Annotated in this window: 12 protein-coding genes; 8 read left to right on the top strand and 4 right to left on the bottom strand. The window is 74.0% G+C overall.

Annotated elements, in window-relative coordinates:
- Positions 1-117: 117 nt before the first annotated feature.
- The 4 genes from ACW14Y_RS27620 to ACW14Y_RS27635 all read left to right on the top strand — a co-directional run bounded on the left by ACW14Y_RS27620 (position 118) and on the right by ACW14Y_RS27635 (position 7519).
- Positions 118-1110, top strand: a complete 993-nt coding sequence (locus ACW14Y_RS27620) for a carbohydrate ABC transporter permease (RefSeq protein ID WP_380301907.1) — start codon at positions 118-120, stop codon at positions 1108-1110.
- Positions 1107-2024 (top strand): carbohydrate ABC transporter permease, encoded by a 918-nt coding sequence (locus tag ACW14Y_RS27625; protein ID WP_380301905.1) that lies wholly within the window; start codon positions 1107-1109, stop codon positions 2022-2024. Before ACW14Y_RS27620 ends, ACW14Y_RS27625 begins: the two co-directional genes overlap by 4 nt.
- Before the next feature lie 177 nt (positions 2025-2201).
- Positions 2202-5402, top strand: a complete 3201-nt coding sequence (locus ACW14Y_RS27630; RefSeq protein ID WP_456983690.1) for an Ig-like domain-containing protein — start codon at positions 2202-2204, stop codon at positions 5400-5402.
- A gap of 563 nt (positions 5403-5965) precedes the next feature.
- Entirely contained in the window at positions 5966-7519 is a 1554-nt protein-coding gene (locus ACW14Y_RS27635) for a DUF4153 domain-containing protein (RefSeq protein ID WP_456983691.1), read from the top strand.
- A 175-nt stretch (positions 7520-7694) separates the two neighbouring features.
- Here the strand turns inward: ACW14Y_RS27635 and ACW14Y_RS27640 are convergent, their stop codons facing one another.
- Entirely contained in the window at positions 7695-9242 is a 1548-nt protein-coding gene (locus ACW14Y_RS27640) for an MFS transporter (RefSeq protein WP_380437232.1), read from the bottom strand.
- A 158-nt stretch (positions 9243-9400) separates the two neighbouring features.
- Between ACW14Y_RS27640 and ACW14Y_RS27645 the strand changes: the two genes are divergently transcribed.
- From ACW14Y_RS27645 to ACW14Y_RS27655, 3 genes are all read left to right on the top strand, one after another.
- On the top strand, positions 9401-10111 hold the full coding sequence (locus ACW14Y_RS27645) for a TetR/AcrR family transcriptional regulator (RefSeq protein WP_380437234.1): 711 nt from the start codon (positions 9401-9403) through the stop codon (positions 10109-10111).
- Positions 10112-10307: 196 nt separating this feature from the next.
- Positions 10308-11018, top strand: a complete 711-nt coding sequence (locus ACW14Y_RS27650) for a ribonuclease HII (RefSeq protein WP_456983692.1) — start codon at positions 10308-10310, stop codon at positions 11016-11018.
- A 400-nt stretch (positions 11019-11418) separates the two neighbouring features.
- The gene (locus tag ACW14Y_RS27655; protein WP_380385199.1) at positions 11419-11829 is read left to right on the top strand and encodes a hypothetical protein; all 411 of its coding nucleotides are present in this window, start codon (positions 11419-11421) and stop codon (positions 11827-11829) included.
- A gap of 336 nt (positions 11830-12165) precedes the next feature.
- Here ACW14Y_RS27655 and ACW14Y_RS27660 read toward each other — a convergent pair whose 3' ends face one another.
- Together ACW14Y_RS27660 and ACW14Y_RS27665 are read right to left on the bottom strand one after the other, a co-directional pair.
- Positions 12166-12822 carry a hypothetical protein gene (locus ACW14Y_RS27660; protein WP_380385271.1) on the bottom strand — a complete coding sequence of 219 codons (657 nt, stop codon included), beginning with the start codon at positions 12820-12822 and terminating at the stop codon, positions 12166-12168.
- 522 nt (positions 12823-13344) lie between these two features.
- A complete protein-coding gene (locus ACW14Y_RS27665; protein ID WP_456983693.1) occupies positions 13345-15543 on the bottom strand; it encodes a RecQ family ATP-dependent DNA helicase in 2199 nt (732 codons plus the stop codon).
- A gap of 231 nt (positions 15544-15774) precedes the next feature.
- Here ACW14Y_RS27665 and ACW14Y_RS27670 point away from each other — a divergent pair, with 231 nt between their 5' ends.
- A complete protein-coding gene (locus tag ACW14Y_RS27670; protein ID WP_380301891.1) occupies positions 15775-17277 on the top strand; it encodes a DUF4192 domain-containing protein in 1503 nt (500 codons plus the stop codon).
- Positions 17278-17431: 154 nt separating this feature from the next.
- Here the strand turns inward: ACW14Y_RS27670 and ACW14Y_RS27675 are convergent, their stop codons facing one another.
- Positions 17432-18748, bottom strand: coding sequence for an alpha/beta fold hydrolase (locus ACW14Y_RS27675; protein WP_456983694.1), 1317 nt, complete (start codon positions 18746-18748; stop codon positions 17432-17434).
- Positions 18749-19443: the final 695 nt, after the last annotated feature.

Raw genomic sequence — 19443 nt, forward strand, 5'->3', positions numbered from 1 at the left:
CCGAGATCCGTCGTGTCCCTTCGTTCGGGTCCGCCCGCTTCCCGGTACCTCCGCCTCCCGGTAGCTCTGCTTCCCGGTACCCCCGTTCCGCCTCCCGTTGGGAAAGGACGTGACGCCATGTCCCTCGCCGCCGGTGCCTGGGGCGACGCGATGGTCAAGTTCGGCAACGGCCTCGGTGCGATCGCCGGCTTCGTCGGCATCCTGTTGCTGGTCTTCCTGGTCGCCGGCCGCGCCTCGGGCCGGATCGCCCGCCCGCTGGCCGTGCTGGTTCTGCTCGGCCCGGCGCTGGTCCTGCTGCTGCTCGGCCTGGTCGCGCCGCTGGTCCGTACCGTCTACCTGAGCCTCTACAGCGACGACAGCAGCCGCTTCGTCGGCGGCGAGAACTTCGGCTGGGCCCTCACCACCGGTTCGGTGCGCGAGGTCCTGGTCAACACCCTGCTCTGGCTGGTGATCGCGCCGCTGGCGGCGACCGGGCTGGGGCTGGTGCTGGCCCTGCTGGTGGACCGGATGCGCGGCCAGGCGGTCTACAAGTCGCTGATCTTCATGCCGATGGCGATCTCCCTGGTCGGCGCCTCGATCATCTTCAAGTTCGTCTACGAGTCGCGCGACCCCTCGCAGCGGCAGATCGGTCTGCTCAGTCAACTGGCGATCTGGCTGGGCTGGGACGACCCGCCGAACTGGATGCTCGCCCAGCCGCTCAACACCTTCCTGCTGATGGCCGTCATGGTGTGGGTGCAGACCGGTTTCGCCATGGTGGTGCTGTCGGCGGCGATCAAGGCGATCCCGGACGAGGTCACCGAGGCGGCCCGGCTGGACGGCGCCCAGGGGCTGCGGCTGTTCCGGCACATCACCGTGCCGATGATCCGCACCACGGTGGTGGTGGTGCTGACCACGGTGATGATCACCACGCTGAAGGCCTTCGACATCGTCCGCACCATGACCGGCGGCAACTTCGGCACCCAGGTGCTGGCCAACGAGATGTACTCGCAGTCCTTCGTCCAGTTCAACACCGGACGGGGGAGCGCGCTGGCGGTGATCCTCTTCCTCGCGGTGCTGCCACTGGTGGCCTACAACATCCTCCAGCTGCGCAAGGAGCGTGCGGTCCGATGAGCGTACGGCGGGACGGCGGCGCCGTCCGGAAGACCTTCTCCTCACCGCTGGCCTCGGTCTTCGTGATCGCGGTGACGGTGCTGTGGACCGTTCCCACCCTCGGTCTGCTGGTCACCTCGCTGCGCCCGAAGCGGGACGTCACCGCGGACGGCTGGTGGAACGTCCTGCTCCATCCGGACCTCGGGCTGGACAACTACCACACGGTGCTGTTCGAGGGCGGCTCCGGCGTCTCCACCGGTCTGATGCCCTTCCTGGTGAACTCGCTGGCGATCAGCGTCCCGGCCACGCTCTTCCCGCTGGCGCTGGCGGCGATGGCGGCCTACGCGCTGGCCTGGGTGCGGTTCCGGGGCAGCGACACCCTGTTCTTCGTGGTCTTCGCGCTGCAGGTGGTGCCGCTGCAGATGGCGCTGATCCCGCTGCTCCAGCTGTTCTCGGGCGGTGCGCACCTGGGCTCGTTGACGCTGCTGCCGGCGCTGGACCTCAAGGGCACCTACGCGCCGGTGTGGCTGGCGCACACCATGTTCGCGCTGCCGCTGGCGATCTTCCTGCTGCACAACTTCATCGCCCAGCTGCCCCGCGACCTGATGGAGGCGGCGGTGGTGGACGGCGCCTCGCACTTCAAGATCTTCCGCTCGATCGTGCTGCCGCTCTGCACACCCGCGCTGGCCTCGTTCGCGATCTTCCAGTTCCTGTGGGTGTGGAACGACCTGCTGGTGGCGCTCACCTTCGCCGGAGGCACCCCGGAGGTGGCGCCGATGACGGTCCGGCTGGCGCAGCTGTCCGGCTCCTTCGGCGGGCGGTGGGAGCTGCTGACGGCGGGGGCGTTCCTGTCCATCGTGATTCCGCTGGCGGTGTTCTTCGCGCTCCAGCGCTACTTCGTGCGCGGGCTGCTGGCGGGTTCGGTCAAGGGCTGACGCCGGTTCGCCGGTTCCGCCCGTGACGCCCGTACCGCCCGCGACGCCCGTTGTCCCCGGGGGAACGTCGGGGTTCAGGTCATTCCATGGCGAATGTGGCGATTTCGTGGACACGGTAGGCGGGTTACCGGTACACCGTTAGGGGCTGGTCGGCCGAGATGACACAGGGGGGCGGTCATGGCAGACAGGGGCATACGCCTGGGCGGGCGTACCGACAGACGCGGTGGCGGGCGGGGTGGTGGCGGGCGCGCCGGGGGGCGGTGGTGGCGGCGGGCCGGAGTCCTGCTGGCGGCCCTGACCACGGCCGCGGCGGTGGTGTCGGGCCCGGGCGCGCCCCCGGCGGCGGCCGTCACCGCGACGCTCGGCAGCACGGCGGTCGGCACCGCCACCGATTCGGCCGACTCCAACTACCTCAACGCCTCGCGGTACGTGACCGGCTCGGCGGGCGGCACGGTCAGCAGCGTCTCGGTCTACGTGGACGGCGTGGACGCCGCGCCCAACAACCGCTTCCAGACCGCGATCTACCAGGACAACGGCGGAAGCCCGGGCGCCCTGCTGGCGAGCAGCGCCACCGCCACCCTCGCCGGGTCGGGCTGGAACACCGTCCCGCTGACGGCCACCCTGACCGCCAACACGCCGTACTGGCTGGCCTACAACACCAACGGCTCCGGTCCGACGGTCAACAACCTGCGCTACAGCCCGGGCGGCACCAGCGTGTACGGCAACGGCGGCCTGGCGTTCGGCAACTGGCCGGCCACCGCGGGCGCGGTCACCAGCAGCGGGCTGAGCTTCTCGATCTACGCCACGTACACCACCGAGGCGGCCCCGCCGCCCCCGCCGCCCGGCACGGGCCCGGGCGCCGAGGGCCCGGTCCTGCTGGTCACCAGCCAGGCCAATCCGTACACCCGGTACCTGGCCGAGATCCTCAAGGCGGAGGGCCTGAACGCCTACCGCCAGGTGGACATCTCGGCCGTGACCGCCTCGGTGCTGGCCTCCGCCGAGGTGGTGCTGCTCGGCGAGACGCCGCTCACCGCCGCCCAGGCCGCGCTGTTCACCACCTGGACCAACGGTGGCGGCGCACTGGTCGCGATGCGCCCGGACCGGCAGCTCGCGCCGCTGTTCGGGCTCACCCCGGCCACCGGCACCCGCGCCGACGCCTACCTCAAGGTGAACACGGCTGCCGCGCCCGGCGCCGGGATCACCGCCGACACCATGGGCTACCACGGCCCCGCCGACCTCTACACGCTGAACGGCGCCACCACCGTCGCCACGCTGTACAGCGACGCCGCGACCGCGACCGCCAACCCGGCGGTCAGCCTGCGTTCGGCCGGCAGCGGCCGCGCCGCCGCGTTCAGCTACGACCTCGCGAAGTCGGTGGTGCAGACCCGGCAGGGCAACGTCGCCTGGGCGGGCCAGCAGCGCGACGGGGTCGACGGCTACGAGGCCAGCGAGATGTTCTTCGGCACCGGCGGCCAGCCCGACTGGAACGACCTGGACAAGGCGCTGATCCCGATCGCCGACGAGCAGCAGCGACTGCTCGCCAACCTGCTCACCCAGCTCGCCTCCGACGACGCGCCGCTGCCCCGGTTCTGGTACTTCCCGCGCGACGTCAAGGCCGTCGTGGTGATGACCGGCGACGACCACGGCGTGGGCGGTACGGCCGGCCGCTGGGACGGCTACATCGCGCAGAGCCCGCCCGGGTGCTCGGTCGCGAACTGGGAGTGCGTCCGGGGCTCCTCCTACATCTACACGGACGACCCGCTCACCCCGGCCCAGGCGAAGGCGTACAGCGACCAGGGCTTCGAGGTCGGCGTGCACGTCAGCACCAACTGCCGCCCCTGGGGCAGCACCTCGGTCCTCCAGGGCTACTACCGGGACCAGTTGGCGGCCTGGCGGGCCAAGTACCCGAACCTGCCGAACCCGTCGAGCAGCCGCACCCACTGCGTGGAGTGGGACGACTGGGCCACCCAGGCGAGGACCAAGCTCGCCAACGGGATCCGGCTGGACACCGACTACTACTTCTACCCCTCGAACTTCACCCAGGACCGGCCCGGCTACTTCAACGGCACGGCCCAGATCATGCGCTTCGCCGACACCGACGGCAGCGTGATCGACGAGTACCAGGCCACCACCCAGCTCACCGACGAGTCCGGCCAGTCCTACCCGGGCACCGTCAACACCCTGCTCGACGCGGCGTACGGCGCCAAGGGCTACTACGCGGCGCTGACCGCCAACATCCACACCGACTTCGCCGCCTCCGCCGCCTCGGACGCGGTGGTCGCCGCCGCCAAGGCGCACGGCGCCCCGGTGGTGTCCGGCCGGCAGATGCTCACCTGGCTGGACGGGCGCAACGCCTCGGCCTTCACCGGGCTGGCCTGGAACGGGAGCGCGCTGACCTTCGGCATCACCGGCGGGGCCAACGGGCTGCGCGCCATGCTGCCGGTGGACGCGGCCGCCGGCACGCTGACCGGGATCACCTCGGGCGGCCACCCGGTGCCGTACCGGGTCGAGACGGTCAAGGGCGTCGCCTACGCGTTCTTCGACGGCGCGGTCGGCTCGTACAGCGCGAGCTACGGGCAGGACACCACCGCGCCCGCGGTGATCGGCACCACCCCGGCCGGCGGCGCCGACGCGGTCGCCCCGGGTACGGCGGTGCGGTTCTCCTTCAACGAGCCGCTGGACCCGGCGAGTGTCACCGGCGGGTCCGTCACCCTGCGGACCACGGCCGGCGGCGCGGCGGTCGCGGGGTCGGTGGCCCACGACGCGGTGGCGAACGGCGTGGTGTTCACGCCGGCCGCCCCGCTGGCGCTGACGACCGGGTACACCGCGACCGTGCAGGGCGTCCGGGACCGCTCGGGGAACGCGCTGGCCGCCCCGTACACGTTCTCCTTCACCACCGGGGGAGCGGAGCCGCGGACGATCGGGAACACGGCGGTGGGCTCGCTGATCGACGACACCGACTCCAACCATCTGAACGGCAGTCGGGTGACCACCGGCGCCGATCCGGCGGCACTCACCGCGCTGAGCGTGCACGTCGGACCGATCGCCGCGGCGCCCAACAACCGGTACCAGCTCGCCGTCTACACCGATGCGGGCGGCTCACCGGGCACGCTGGTGGCCGCCACGGGCTCGGGCACGCTGACCGCCAACGCGTGGAACTCGCTGCCGGTGAACCTCACCCTGAGCGCCAACACCTCGTACTGGTTCGTCTACAACACCAACGGCACCAGCACCACGGTGAACAACATGAACTACTCGACCGGAACCGCCGGACAGGGGGCGTACAGCAACACGGTGGTGCCGTTCGGGACGTGGCCGGCGGACTTCGGGCCGGCGGTGAAGGACTCCTTCCGGTACTCGCTCTACGGGACGTACTGACGCCGGTCCGGTCCCTCTCCGGCTCCTCTCCGGTCCCTCTCCGGTCCCTCTCCGGTCCCTCTCCGGTCCCTCTCCGGTCCCTCTCCGGTCCCTCCTCGGTTCCTCTCCGGCTTCGGGCCGGGCTCTGTCACAGGGGTGTGACAGAGCCCGGCCCGATGTTTTTGAACCTGTTCAGAATGGTCTACAGTCGGCTTCGGCCGTGGTGCCCGGTGTCCTCACCGGTGTGGTTCCGCGTGCTCGTTGGCGGACCGCCCGGAGGGTGGATTCCGCGTTCCCACCCGACCATTGAGGGGGATCCCATGTCCGGATTCAGCGTGCCCGCCGCGGGCGGAGTGCCGTCCCGGCCCGGTGCCGGTGCCGGTGCCGGTGCCGGTGCTGGTGGTGCTGGTGCTGGTGGCAGCGGTGCCGGTGCGGACGCGGGGGTGGGTGCCGGTGTTCCGGTGGCCGGTCCCACCGGGGCCTTCGGTCCTGCCGGTGGGTTCGGTCCCGGTGGGGCTCCCGGTGGCGCTCCCGGTGGTCACGGCCCCGGTGGCGTCGGCCCCGGCGGTCACGGCCCCGGTGGCGTGCCCGGCGCCGGTCCGTACCGGGTGCCCGGCACCCCCGCGCCGCAGCCGTTCCAGTGGCTGCGGCCCAGTGACCCTGAGCGGAAGGCCCCGGCCACCGGCCGGACGGTGCTGGCGGCGGTGCTCGCCGGTCTGCTCAGCTCCTGGCTGCTGATCGACGGACTCGGCGTCGATCTGCTGCTCTGCGCCGCGGTCGTCACCGTGGGCGCCGGGGCCGCCGCCCGGGCCGCCGGCCGTCGGCCGAGGGCCTGGACCGTGCTGTGGAGCGCGCTCGCGCTCGCCCTGCTCGCCGTCCCGGCGCTCTACGAGGCGGGCTGGCCGGTGCTGCTGAGCACGGTCTCGGCGGTGGGCCTGGCCTCGCTGGCGCTGCACGGCGGACGGCGCTGGAGCGGTGTCCTGCTCGCGCTGCCGGGGCTGCTCTGGCAGCTGGTGCCGGCACTGGTGTGGGGCTGCCGGACCCTGCGCGGACGTCGCGCGGGCAACCGGGGCCAGGTGGTGCCGGTACTCAAGGGCGTCCTGGTGGCGGCGGTGCTGCTGACCGTCTTCGGTGCCCTGTTCGCCGGGGCGGACGCGGCCATGGCGAACGTCCTGGAGAGCCTCGTCCCCAGCGTGGACCTCGGCGAACTCCCGGCCCGCGCGGCGCTGTTCGTGCTGGGCCTGGCGACCGCCCTGGGCTTCGCCCACATCGCGGCGGGCCCGCGGCGCTGGGACCGCACGGTGGTCCGGCCGGGCCGTGCCCGGGGCCGGCTGGAGTGGGCCCTGCCGGTGGCCGCGCTGAACCTCATGTTCGGTGCCTTCGCGGTGCTCCAGGCGGTGGTGGTGCTCGGCGGCGCCGAGGCCGTCCTGGAGCGCACCGGGATGAGCCGCTCCGAGTACGCCCGGCAGGGCTTCTGGCAGCTGCTGGTGGTCACCGTGCTGACCCTGGTGGTCGTCGCGCTCGCCAAGCGCTGGGCGCCGCGCGGGACGGAGGCCGACCGCCGACTGGTGCGACTGCTGCTCGGCGCGCTCTGCCTGCTGACCCTGGTGGTGGTCGCCGCGGCGCTCGGGCGGATGTGGTTCTACGTGGACGCCTCCGGCCTGACCAGCCTCCGGCTCTGGGTGCTGGCGGTCGAGATCTGGCTGGGCGTGGTGTTCGTGCTGCTGATCGTGGCGGGCCTGACCCCGTCGGCCGCCTGGCTGCCGCGCGCGGCGGTGCTCAGCGCGGTGGCGGCCGCCGCCGTCTACGGGCTGATGGGGCCGGACGCGATGGTCGCGGAGCAGAACGTGGCCCGCTTCGAGCGGACCGGGCAGATCGACCTGCGCAACGTCCGCTACCTCTCGGTGGACGCGGTACCGGCCCTGGACCGGCTGCCCGGCGACTACCGGACGTGTGCCCTGAACCTGGTGGCGTTCAACCTCCGGGCGGACGGCCCCGCGCCCTGGTACGCCACCAGCCTGGCCGAGTCGCGGGCCCGCGCGATCCTCGCCGAGCGGCCGTCGCCCGACCGTCTGACGGACGGAAACAACGCCTGCGACCGGGTGGGCATGAGCCGCGACTACTCCTTCGAGGGCTGAGCGGCGGCGTCGGTCCCGCTGGCCGCGAGCCTCCGGGGAATCGCGCGAAGGGCCGGTCGGGAGCGTGCTGCTCCCGACCGGCCCTGTGCCATGTCGTGCTGTGCTCTGTCGTGCTGTGTCGTGCTGTGTTGCGTGGTGTCGCGTCCGGTGCGGCCCACCGGGGTGGGCGACCGGGTCAGTGCACGGCGACGCCGGCGGTGTCCGACGGAAGGTCGGAGGCCTTCGCCTTGATGGCGACGACGGCGATCACGAAGGCCAGGCCCGCCATCACGGCGCCGACGATGAAGCCGTGCGAGATGCCCTGTGCGAGCACCTCGTTGGCCGCGCCGGTGCCCTTCGGGAACTCCTGCTTCTCCATCAGCCAGGCCTTCTGCTCCGGGGTGGCCGTGGCCATGAAGCCGGGCATCTGGACCTTGGCCTCGGCGGTGGCGTAGTGCGCGAACACCGTGGTCAGGATCGACAGACCGAGCGATCCGCCGATCTGCTGCATCGAGTTCAGCAGGCCGGAGGCGGCGCCGGTCTCCTGGCCGGAGACGCCCGCGACGGCGAGCAGCATGACCGGGACGAAGACCAGACCCATGCCGAAGCCGAAGACCACGGTGGGGCCGAGGATGCCGTCCACGTAGCCGCTGTCCGCGTTCATGAACGTCAGCCAGGTGAGCCCGACGGTGACGAGCAGCGCGCCGCCCGCCATGAACGGCTTCGGGCCGTACTTGGCCTGCAGGCTGGAGGCCAGCTGGGCGGCCACGATGATCGAGGCGCTGATCGGCATGAAGGCGAAGCCGGCCTTGAGCGGGCTGTAGTCCAGCGGGCCCTGCACGAACAGCGTGATGTAGAAGAAGATGCCGAACATGGCCGCGGCCAGGCAGAGCATCATCACCAGACCGCCGGTGCGGTTGCGGTTCGCGAACAGCTTCAGCGGCGTGATCGGCTGCGCGGTGCGGGTCTCGATGATCACGAACGCGGCCACCAGCACGACGCCCGCGGCGAAGGAGCCGAGCGTCACCGGGTCCGTCCAGCCGTCGGACGCGGCGCGGATGAAGCCGTACACCAGGCTGACCAGGCCGAGTGTCGAGGTGAGTGCGCCCGGCAGGTCGAACTTGCCCGGGTGGCGCTCCGACTCGGCGATGTAGCGCGGCGCGGCGAAGGCGATCAGGACGGCGATCGGCACGTTGACGAAGAAGACCCAGCGCCAGTCGAGGTACTCGGTGAGCAGACCGCCGGCCAGCAGGCCGATCGCGGCGCCCGAACCGGCCACCGCGGAGAACACGCCGAAGGCCCGGTTGCGTTCGGGCCCCTCGTCGAAGTTGGTGGCGATCAGGGCGAAGGCCGTCGGCGAGCAGATCGCGCCGCCGATGCCCTGGAGCGCGCGGGCGGCCAGCAGCATGCCGCCGTCCTGCGCGAAGCCGCCGAGCAGCGAGGCCAGCCCGAACAGCAGCGTGCCGGCGATGAAGACCCGTCGCCGGCCGAGGATGTCGCCCGCGCGTCCACCGAGCAGCAGCAGGCCGCCGAAGGTGAGCGTGTAGGCGTTGATCACCCATGAGAGGTTGGTGGTGGAGAAGTCCAGCGCGTCCCGGATCTGCGGCAGCGCGATGTTCACGATGGTGGCGTCGAGCACCACCATCAGCTGCGTGGCCGCGATGACGGCGAGGGTGATGCCCTTGTTCGGGCCGTGCCCGCTCCGCGTCGGAGAGTTCTTGCTGAGTGTGTTGGAGATAGCCAAGTTGATGCCCCCTGCTGGCTATTGCTTCGTATGCTGCGGACCCTGGGGTCCGGCCCGGCCCGTCGGCGTCCCGCGGACTATGAAGGAACGGTATCGTTCACTACTGTGGACGATAGCGTCGGCGAGATTATGAACGCAAGCGTTCCTTAGGGTTGGTGATGATGGATCAGTTGGTGCGGCGCCAGGCGAAGGAGCGCTCGGCCGACCGGCAGGCTCCCGGGGCCGAGGCGGATCGGGCGCCCGAGCCCGCGCGGGGCCCCTGTCCGGTCCAGGCCGTGGCCGAGGTGCTGACCAGGCCGGTGCGGCGGCGCGGGCGGGAGCTGGAGGCGGCGATCTTCGAAGCGACGCTCGATCAGCTCACCTCCGGCGGCTTCGCGCGGCTGACGATGGAAGGGGTCGCCGGTGCCGCGCGCACCGGAAAGGCCGCGCTGTACCGGCGGTGGGCGTCCAAGGTGGAACTGGTCATCGACGCCCTGGACTCCACTCTCCCACGCCCCACCGACACTCCGGACTTCGGGTCCGCCCGTGAGGAACTGCGGTACCTGGTCGAGAGTTTCGCCTCGGTGTCGCGCTCCCGCGCGGGCGGTGCCCTGACCGCGGTGATGGCCGAGTTGGACCACGAACAGGCTCAGCTGTTCAAGGACTTCATCGCCCAGCGGATGATCGAGCCCACCAAGGGCGTGATCCTGGACATCCTCCGCCGGGGTGCCGAGCGCGGCGACGTCCGGCCGGACGCGGCCACCCCGCTGGTCGCCGACGTCGTCCCGGCGATGCTGCTGTACCGGGTGAAGGTCTGCGGCCGACAGGTCGGGCCCGAGTTCGTCGACCAGTTGGTGGACGAGGTCCTCGTGCCGCTGATCCGGATGTGAGGGGGAGGGCCGTCCGGGCCTCCTGGCGGGGTGGTTGGTCCGGCCTCTCGTCCGGCCTCCCGTCCGGCCTCCCGTCCGGCCTCCCTGCTCGGCCTTCCGTCCGGTCGTGGTCCGGGTCGGGGGGGCGAGCAGGGCCGGGTCGGGGGTGCGGATGGGTGGCTTAGGCTGGAGTCCGACCAGCTGAACGGACCCCCTCATGCCCATCGTCCCGCCGACGCACTCCGTCGAGCGCTCGCTCCGGCGGGCCGGCGCCAAGATCGTGGTCGGCCTCGACGAGGTCGGGCGTGGTGCCTGGGCCGGTCCGGTCACCGTGGGCGCGGCCGTCACCGGCCTGCGCCGGCCCCCCGAGGGGCTGACCGACTCCAAGCTGCTCACCCAGCTCCGACGTGAGGCGCTCGCGCCCGTCCTCGCCGACTGGGTCACCGCCTACGCGCTCGGTCACGCCTCGGCCTCGGAGTGCGACGAGCTCGGGATGACGGCCGCGCTCCGGCTGGCCGCCGTCCGCGCGCTGGAGGTGCTGCCGGTGGAGCCGGACGCGGTGATCCTGGACGGCAAGCACGACTACCTCGGCGGCCCCTGGCAGGTACGCACGGTGATCAAGGGCGACCAGTCGTGCATCTGCGTGGCCGCCGCCTCCGTGCTCGCCAAGGTCCACCGCGACGGCATGATGGCCGAACTCGGCGAGGAACACCCCGAGTACGCCTTCGCCGACAACGCCGGCTATCCCTCCCCGGTCCACCGGGCCGCGCTGGAGGAGCTCGGGCCGACCGAACACCACCGCCTCTCCTGGTCCTATCTGGACGCGCTGCCCAAGTGGCGCCACCTGAAGCGGATCCGGGTGGTGCCCGGCCCCGCCGGGACGGTCTCCGCGGAGTCCGCCGGGGAGCAGCTCGCGCTCGGTTTCTGACACTACGTCGGGATATTTCGACCGCGGACCGTAGGGCTCGTGGTGCCCAATGGGTGGGGCGCCCGTGCGCGTTCGACCGGCATTTGATAGATATCCGGGTATGCCTGTCTTCCCCGAGGAGCCGGAGATCAACGAGAGCCTCCCGGGCCCCGGCGTTCCCAGTCCCCGCGAGTCGGACGCACAAGCCCTCCACGCGCCAGCCACCGGCGGCGCGACCCCCGTCGTACCGTCGGCCGCCGGCCCCGTGCCGGTCCAGGTGCCGGGGCCCCGCCCCGCACCGCCGCAGGCGGCGCGGCCGCGTTCGACGAGCGCGCGTGCGGACCGTCCGGGGCCATCGCCGCGGCCGAGCCCGATCCCCAAGCCCGGTCCTCGACCCGCGCCGCAACCGGTGTCGGTCGAGGTGCGGCACGTCCCCGCCGGCCGGGCGGCGGCGTTGGACCGCGCCGACGAGACCGTCGACCGACTGCTGGACGCCGGCCGCGAGCCCGGTGCCGTCCTGGTGCTGACCGTCGGTGCGGCGCACCCGTGGCAGCAGCACGAACTCTCCTTCGGGGAGGAGCGCTACTGGGCGCAACTCACCGAGGGCGGCGATGTCTTCTACGCCGACGCGGAGCTCGCCCGCCCGGTCCGCCGGCCGGTGGTCGTGCTGGTCGTCAACGGTGGCTCGGCCGCTCGTGCCGCGGCGGCGTACACCAAGGCGCTGCGGCACGCGGAGGAGCTGCTGGTGGTCTGCGGCGGCACCGACCCGGCGGTCGCCGGTGCGTCGCTCGCGGCCGCCGGGGCACCCGCTCCGCGCGTCCTGCCCGCCTGAGACCCGCGCCCGCGTCCGGACCCGCGACCCGCGGGGGCCCTTCGGCCCTCGCGGCTCCGGTCCTCCGGCCGGTCGGCGGCCCGCTCGGCGGTCTGCTCGACTGCCTTCCCCAGTCCTGTTCGGTCTTCTCCTCCCCGTCCGGTTCCGTTCCGGCCCGGTGCCCCTGTGGGGTGCCGGGCTTCGGCATGTCCGGGCCCGGGGCGGCGCGGAGGCCGCTGAGGGGCGGGGCACGGAGCAGCCGCGCGGGGCACCCGGCAGGTGCCGCGGCGCACGCCGGTCCCGGCGGGTGCCGGAGCGGCGTCCGCCGTCACGGAGCGCGGACGGGAGGCCGTCCGGTCAGCGGGTGCCGGTGCGCCGGACCGGTTCGATCGCCGTGACCCGGGCGGGCGTCCACGGGCGGTCGCCCTGGCGGGACCGCTGGGGCCGCTCGCCGCGCTGCGGTCGCTCGGGCGTCGGCCGCAGCGGCCGCTGGCCGTGCGAGCCCTCCAGCGCCGTGCGCGGTGGCAGCTCGGTCACGGTGTGCACCGGACCTTCCGCCCACGAACCCGCGTGCGGATTGCGGCCGCCGCGCCCGTCCCCGAGGATCTGCCAGCCGGCCGGGGTCAGCGCCACGTACGCGCCGCAGCGCAGCCCGTGCAGGGTGGCGGCGTCCCGCAGGGCCCACATCCACGCGCCGTCCTGCTCCGTCCAGCCGGCCGCGCCCTCGCGGCAGCGCAGCAGCACGGCCGTCCGGGCCGGGCTGGACAGGCGCAGGTCGTGCGGGGTGACCTGGCGCAGGTGGGCGAGGATCGCGTTGCGGTGCTGCCAGCCGTCGGCATCGTGCGGCCAGGGGGCGAAGGAGGCCGAGGCGGTCACCCGGTGCTCGGGGTCCAGGACGGCGACCACGACCGTGCCCGGCTGCGGCAGGTGCCGCTGGTGCAGCTCCAGGACGAAGTCGCGGGGGTCGCGGAGCAGCGGGATCCCCGATTCCGCCCAGGCCTCCAGGTCGAGCATCCGTCTGGGCGACGAGCTCCGGGCGAGGGGATACTGACCTCGGTCGATGCCGCTGATCACGATCCTCCTTCCCGACCCACGGGCGCGCGGGCGCATGCGTACGCCGAAGGCACGGTCCATGGGACCGGGCTCCGGGTACGGTCCAATTCTCAGGGTAGGAGGGGTGGAGCGGCAATGATGAAATGATGAACGCCGCCCGAAAGCCAACGTTCTGCCGGATATATTCCACGGTCGCGCGAAACCGGTCAGCACGCCTCCGGACCGCGATCCGGCCGCGTCGCAGTGCACTGCGAAGCATCTCCGACACCTCCGTTCCTCCTTTCCCGCGGTGGTCTCCCGTTGATCCGTCCGGCGGATCCCGCCGGTTCCGGCGCCGTCGGCGGTCCGTCCTCGTGCTGTTTCCGCCCTCCCGCCGTTCTCCCTCCCCGGCCGTTCCGGTGCCCGCGTCCCCGCTCCGTCCCCGCTCCGACGTCGCGTCGTCCCTGCGTCGTCCCCGGGCCGGAGCGGGGACGACGCCTTCCGTCAGCCCTGGACCGCCAGGACGAGCGGCAGGACCGCGCTGGCCCCGGCCCGGCGCAGCAGCCGGGCGGCCACGGTGACCGTCCACCCCGAGTCGACCAGGTCGTCCACCAGCAGCACCGGTCCGCCGACGGCCGCTAGCGCCGAGGCCAGCTCCGGCGGCAGGGTGAGCGCGCCCGCCACCGAGTTCAGCCGCTGGGCGCTGTTGCTGCGCGAGCCGTGCGGCGGCTGCCCGGTCGCGTACTCGATGCGCCCGAGCAGCGGCATCCGCCCGATCTCGGCGATCCTGGCACCGAGGCTGCCGACCAGCTGGGGCCTGGACGAGGAGGCCATGGTGACCACGCCGACCGGCCGGTCCAGCCGGGCGCCGTCGGCCGCCGCCGGCCCGGCCCAGCCGCCCGGCCCGCGCGCCCAGTCGGCCAGCACGGTGACCAGCGCGTCCACCGCCTCGCCGGGGACCGGCCCGTCCGGGGCCTGGTCGGCGAGCAGGGAGCGCAGCCGGTTGCCCCAGCCGATGTCCGAGAGGCGGCCGAGCGCGCGGCCCGTCTCGGCCTGCTCCCCGGCCGGGATGCGGCCCTTGAGCGGGACGCCCAGGGCGTCCATGCCGGTGGGCCAGAGCCGCCGCGGCTCGAAGCCCACGCCGGGGCGGCCGAGCGCGGCCCGGGCCGCCTCCAGCGCCTGGGCCGAGACCTCGGGCCCGTGCAGCGGCCCGGCGCAGTTGTCGCACCGCCCGCACGGCACGGCCTCCTCGTCGTCCAGCTGGCGGCGCAGGAACTCCATCCGGCAGCCGCCGCCGGTCGCGTACTCGCGCATCGCCCGCTGCTCGGCCTCCCGGGAGGCGGCGACCTTGGCGTAGCGGGCGCTGTCGTACTCCCAGCTCCGGCCGGTGGCCGTCCAGCCGCCCTTGACCCGGTGGACGGCGCCGTCCACGTCGAGCACCTTGAGCATGGTCTCCAGCCGGGTGCGGCGGAGGTCCACCCGCGGCTCCAGCGCGGCGGTGGAGAGCGGCCGGCCGGCCTCGGCCAGCGCGTCGATGGTGCGGCGGACCTGCTCCTCGGGCGGGAAGGCGAGCGAGGCGAAGTAGCGCCAGATCGCCTCGTCCTCGCGACCGGGCAGCAGCAGCACCTCCGCCCGGTCGACCCCGCGCCCGGCCCGGCCGACCTGCTGGTAGTAGGCGATCGGGGAGCTGGGCGAGCCGAGGTGGACCACGAAGCCGAGGTCGGGCTTGTCGAAGCCCATGCCGAGGGCGGAGGTGGCGACCAGCGCCTTGACCCGGTTGGCCAGCAGGTCGGCCTCGGCGGTGCGGCGCTCGGCGTCCTCGGTGCGGCCGGAGTAGGAGGCGACCGCGAAGCCGCGCTCGCGCAGGAAGGCCGTCACCTCGTCGGCGGCGGCGACCGTGAGGGTGTAGACGATGCCGGAGCCGGGCAGCCGGTCGAGGTGGTCGGCGAGCCAGGCCAGCCGGTGCGCCGGGTCGGGCAGGGTGAGCACACCGAGGGTGAGGCTCTCGCGGTCGAGCGGGCCGCGCAGCACCAGGGCGTGCTCGTCGCCGGCGCCGGTGCCGAGCTGCTCGGCGACGTCGGCGGTGACCCGGGCGTTGGCCGTGGCGGTGGTGGCCAGTACCGGTACCCCGGGGGTGAGCTCGGCGAGCATGGTGCGCAGCCGCCGGTAGTCGGGGCGGAAGTCGTGGCCCCAGTCGGAGATGCAGTGGGCCTCGTCGACCACCAGCAGGCCGGTGGAGGCGGCGAGCTTGGGCAGCACGTGGTCGCGGAAGTCGGGGTTGTTCAGCCGCTCGGGGCTGACCAGCAGGACGTCGACGGCCCCGGCGGCGACCTCGGCCTGGACGGCGTCCCACTCGTCGGTGTTGGCGGAGTTGATGGTGCGGGCGTGGATGCCGGCCCTGGCGGCCGAGTCCACCTGGTTGCGCATCAGGGCGAGCAGCGGCGAGACGATCACCGTCGGCCCGGCGCCCCGGGCGCGCAGCAGGGAGGTGGCGATGAAGTAGACGGCGGACTTGCCCCAGCCGGTGCGCTGCACCACCAGGGCCCGGCGGTGGTCGACGACCAGGGCCTCGATGGCCGTCCACTGGTCCTCGCGCAGGGTCGCGCCGGGGCCGGCCAGCTCGCGCAGGACGGCCTCGGCCCGGACCCGGACCTCGGCCCGGTCGGCGGTGGTGGCGGTGGTGTGGGTCTTCGGCTGCTCCATGGCGTCCATGAAACCCCGAGGGACCGACAGCGGGCGAACGGCGGTGGGTGAGGGACGGGCGAAGTCCGGAGGTATTTCATCCGTTCTTCTGCTGAACGGCCGTCATTTTTCCCTCGGGCGAGTGAGGCGACCGTACGCCGAACGAGGGAGGAGTTATTCACAGGCCGGGTTTATCCACAGATTCCGAAGAATTTTCCGAGGGTCCCGGGAAATTGGGACAGCCTTCGGGCCATGAGCAACGAACACATCGCGCTTCCCTTCGGCGACGGTCCCGGTGGCCGTTCGCTCACCATGCGGGGCCCGGCCGACATGGCCGAGGCGCTGCCCTACCTCCTCGGCTTCTTCCCGGACGACAGCATCGTCGCGGTCGGGCTGCAGCCGCCCGGCCTGCACCAGGGCGGGGTGATCCGGCTGGACATCCCGGAGTCCGAGGCCGAGTGGCCGTCCGCCGCGGAGGAGACGGCCGCCCTCATGGTCCGGCTCTCCGAGCGGCAGGAGCAGCGGCCGGTCCAGGTGCTCCTCTACCTCTGCCAGGACCCGGCCGTGCGGGGGCCGGGCCGGGAGCACGGCCCGCCGGTGGCGGAGCGGTTGCGGCCGCTCGCCGAGCGCCTGCGGCAGTCCTTCGAGAGCCGGGGCGTGCGGGTCAAGGAGTCGCTCTGCGTCTCGGCGGGCCGCTGGTGGTCCTACCTCTGCACCCGGGAGGGCTGCTGCCATCCGGGGGGCCATCCGGTCCGGAGCCGGCCCGGGCCCGGTCCGGTCGCGGTCGCGGCGACCGTCGCGGGCCTGGCGCCGCGCGGCAGCCGCAAGGAGATCCTGGCCGGGCTGGCCCCGATCGGCCCGCCCGGGGCGGAGTCCGCGCGGGCGGCCCTCGCCCGGGCCGGGGTCGCCCCTGGCGGGTGGCGGAGGCCGCTCGACCGGCGGGAGGGCGCCCGGCTGGTCGACACGGCCGTCGCGGAGTTCATGGCCGGGGCCGTCTCGCTCGACGACGACCGGGCGGCCGAGCTGCTGCTGGCGCTCCAGGACCGGGTCCTGCGGGACCGCGCCGCCGAGTACGCCCGCCCGGCCGAGCTCGCGTCCACCCGGCGGCTCTGGGCGTTCCTGGTCACCCGCTGCGTGGCGCCCCACGAGCGCCTCGCCGCTCCGCCGCTCACCCTGCTGGCCTGGGTGTCGTGGGTCGCGGGGGACGCCGCGACCGCGCGGGTGGTGCTCGGCCACACGCTCCGCCGTGCCCCCGGCTACCTGCTCGCGCAGCTGCTCTACGAGTCGATGAACGGCGGGTTCGCGCCGGAGGTGCTGCTGGCGAGCATCGAGGAGGAGCGGCAGCGCCGCACCGAGCAGGAGCGGGCGGAGGGCGAGGCAGCGGCCGCAGGACCGGAGGCGGCTCCGGAGCCGCCTCCCGGCCCGGACCTCGGTGGTGCGCCCGGTCCCGGTTCCGACCCGGCCGGGGGAGGGGCGGCGGAGCCCGGGCCCGGTGGCGCGGAGGCGGGCGCTCCGGCGCGGGGGAAGGCCCGCCGGGGCCGACGGCGGCGCGGTCGCCCGGTGGCGGGCTCGTCGCCCGTCGACACCCCGCCGGGGCCCGGCTCCCGCAGCGCCGACAGCACCGGTACGGCGGAGCCCCCCGGCCACCCGGCCGGGCCGGACGCTGTCGGTCGGAGCACCGGGGGCGGGCTCTGCCGGGCGCGGGTCCCCGTTCCGGCGCCCAGGGCGGAGTGGGGGCAGCGCCGTGCGCGGTGACCTCCGGGGCGGCCGGGCCGGGTCCGTCGAAGGCCTCCCGTGCCGCACGTCCGGCCGACCGACGGTCCGCCTCCCCGGTCGTCCGACCGACCGCCCCGACCGCCGGCCTGTCGGCCGACCGGGGAGCCGCCGGGCGGCCCGGGGCGCGGGCGGGCTACACCTCGCCGCGCGCCATCGCGATCAGCCGGTCCAGTACCTTGCCCCCGCTGACCCGGAGGCCGTCGTGCTCCCACTCGTTGGTGATCCAGGTCCGCACCCCGCGCACGGCCCGCGCGGTCTCCAGCGAGTCGGCGGTGTCGACGTACATGTCGTCGTGGTAGACCGCCGCGAACACCGGCACCTCGTTGGCGGCGAGCACGGCCGGGTCGTACAGGTCCGGCCAGTCGGTGCGGGCGGCGAGCAGCTCCGCGGTCTCCTTCAGCGGGCGCAGCGCCGGATCGGTGTCGAACACCCCGGGGTAGATCATCTCCCCGGTGAACAGCACCGGGGCGCCCGACTCCAGCGCGGCGCGGGCGTCGAACTCCGGGAACTCCGCGCGCACCCGCTCGGCCGCCCAGGCGGTCCCGGCCGGGTCCACCGAGCGCTGGCCGTAGATCGACTCGTGCAGGACGGCGTAGAGCGGGCCCTGGGCGAAGGAGAGCTGCGCCTGGGCGCCGGCGAGGAAGGTGTCGGAGAGTTCGGGGCCCTCCACGCCCTCCACCCAGGCCTCCTCCAGCAGGTAGTGGAGCGTCCCGGAGCCGCTGCCGGTGCCGAGCAGCATCCCGAGGGCCTGGAACGCCTCGACGGTGAGCAGCCCGCCGTCGGGCAGGGTGGCCGGGGTCCCGACGAGGTGCCCGGCGATCCGCCGCACCGCGTCGACGTCCTGCGGGAACCGCGCGTAGTGGTCCTCGTTCTTGCCGACGACCCGCGGGTACGCGGCCCGGTAGACGTCGGCGGCGGAGCTGCGCAGACCGGCCAGGCCGCCGGTGACGAAGGCCCGGTCCAGTCCCTCGGGAGCGATCGAGAGGTAGGTGAGGGTGCAGAAGCCGCCGAAGCTCTGACCGAGCACACTCCAGCGGCGGTCGCCGCCGAGCAGCCGGCGGCGGATCAGCTCGGCGTCCCGCACGATCGAGTCGGCCCGGAAGTGCGACAGATACTCCGCCTGCTCCTCGGCCCCGCCCCGCCGGGCCAGCGTCTGCCGGGTGGCGGGTGTGGAGCGGCCGGTGCCGCGCTGGTCGAGCAGGAGCACCTGGTGGTCGTCGAGCGCGCGCTCCAGCCAGCCGTCCCGGCCGAGCGGCCGGCCGGCCTTGCCCCCCGGTCCGCCCTGGAGGAACAGCAACCAGGGCAGGTCGGTGTCCCCGGTCCGGCCCGAGGCCACCACCTCGCGGGCGTACACCTCGATCTGCTCGCCCTGTGGGGCGGCGTGGTCGAGCGGCACCTGGAAGACGTGCTCGGTGAAGGCAATCCCGGGCAGCCGGCTGGCGGTCGACATACAACTCCTCGGTCTCTGCTGGTCACAGCGGTCGCTCCGGCTCCGCCCGGGGTTGCCGGTGGCGGGCCCGCGACCCCCGCACCGTATCCTGGCCGCGGCCCGGGGCCGCCTCCGGCGGCAGCCGCCCGCGACCGCCCACCCGGCGGACCGTGCGGCCGGGCCGGGACCACGGATCGGCAGCCCCGGCGGGCAGCACGCGGTCGCGGTGCGCCGGGCGGGCCTCGGACGCCCGGTGGGCGTGACCTGTGGCCGGTCTCCGGCGTTGTCCCCGGGGGCCCTGCGCCCGGGCGTCACCGCCCCGGGCGGGGCGGACCGGGACCCGACCCGGCACCGGTGACGGTGCCGTCGGACGGGTGCCCGACGCGGCGCCGGTGCGGGCCGCCGTCCGACGGTCGCCAGGACGGGACCGGACGCCGGCCCCGGGTCGGCGACGGGTGCGGTCGGACCGTCGGGCCCGACCGGGCAACGGGGAGGCGGGGACCTCCGGGCGCGAGAACGCCCGGGGGCCAACGACGCGGGGCGGGTACCGACCGGGTACCCGGCACCGCATGGCACGGCCCGGCACCGGGTACGGCCAGACACGGCACAGACCGGCGGGGATTCCGCCGGTCCGGAACCAGCACGCGATCGAGCATGCTCGCGGCCCATCGGCCTGACCGGCCACCGGACCGCCGAGGGGAGGAGAGTCCGGTGAC

This window comes from Kitasatospora sp. cg17-2 (assembly GCF_054031055.1).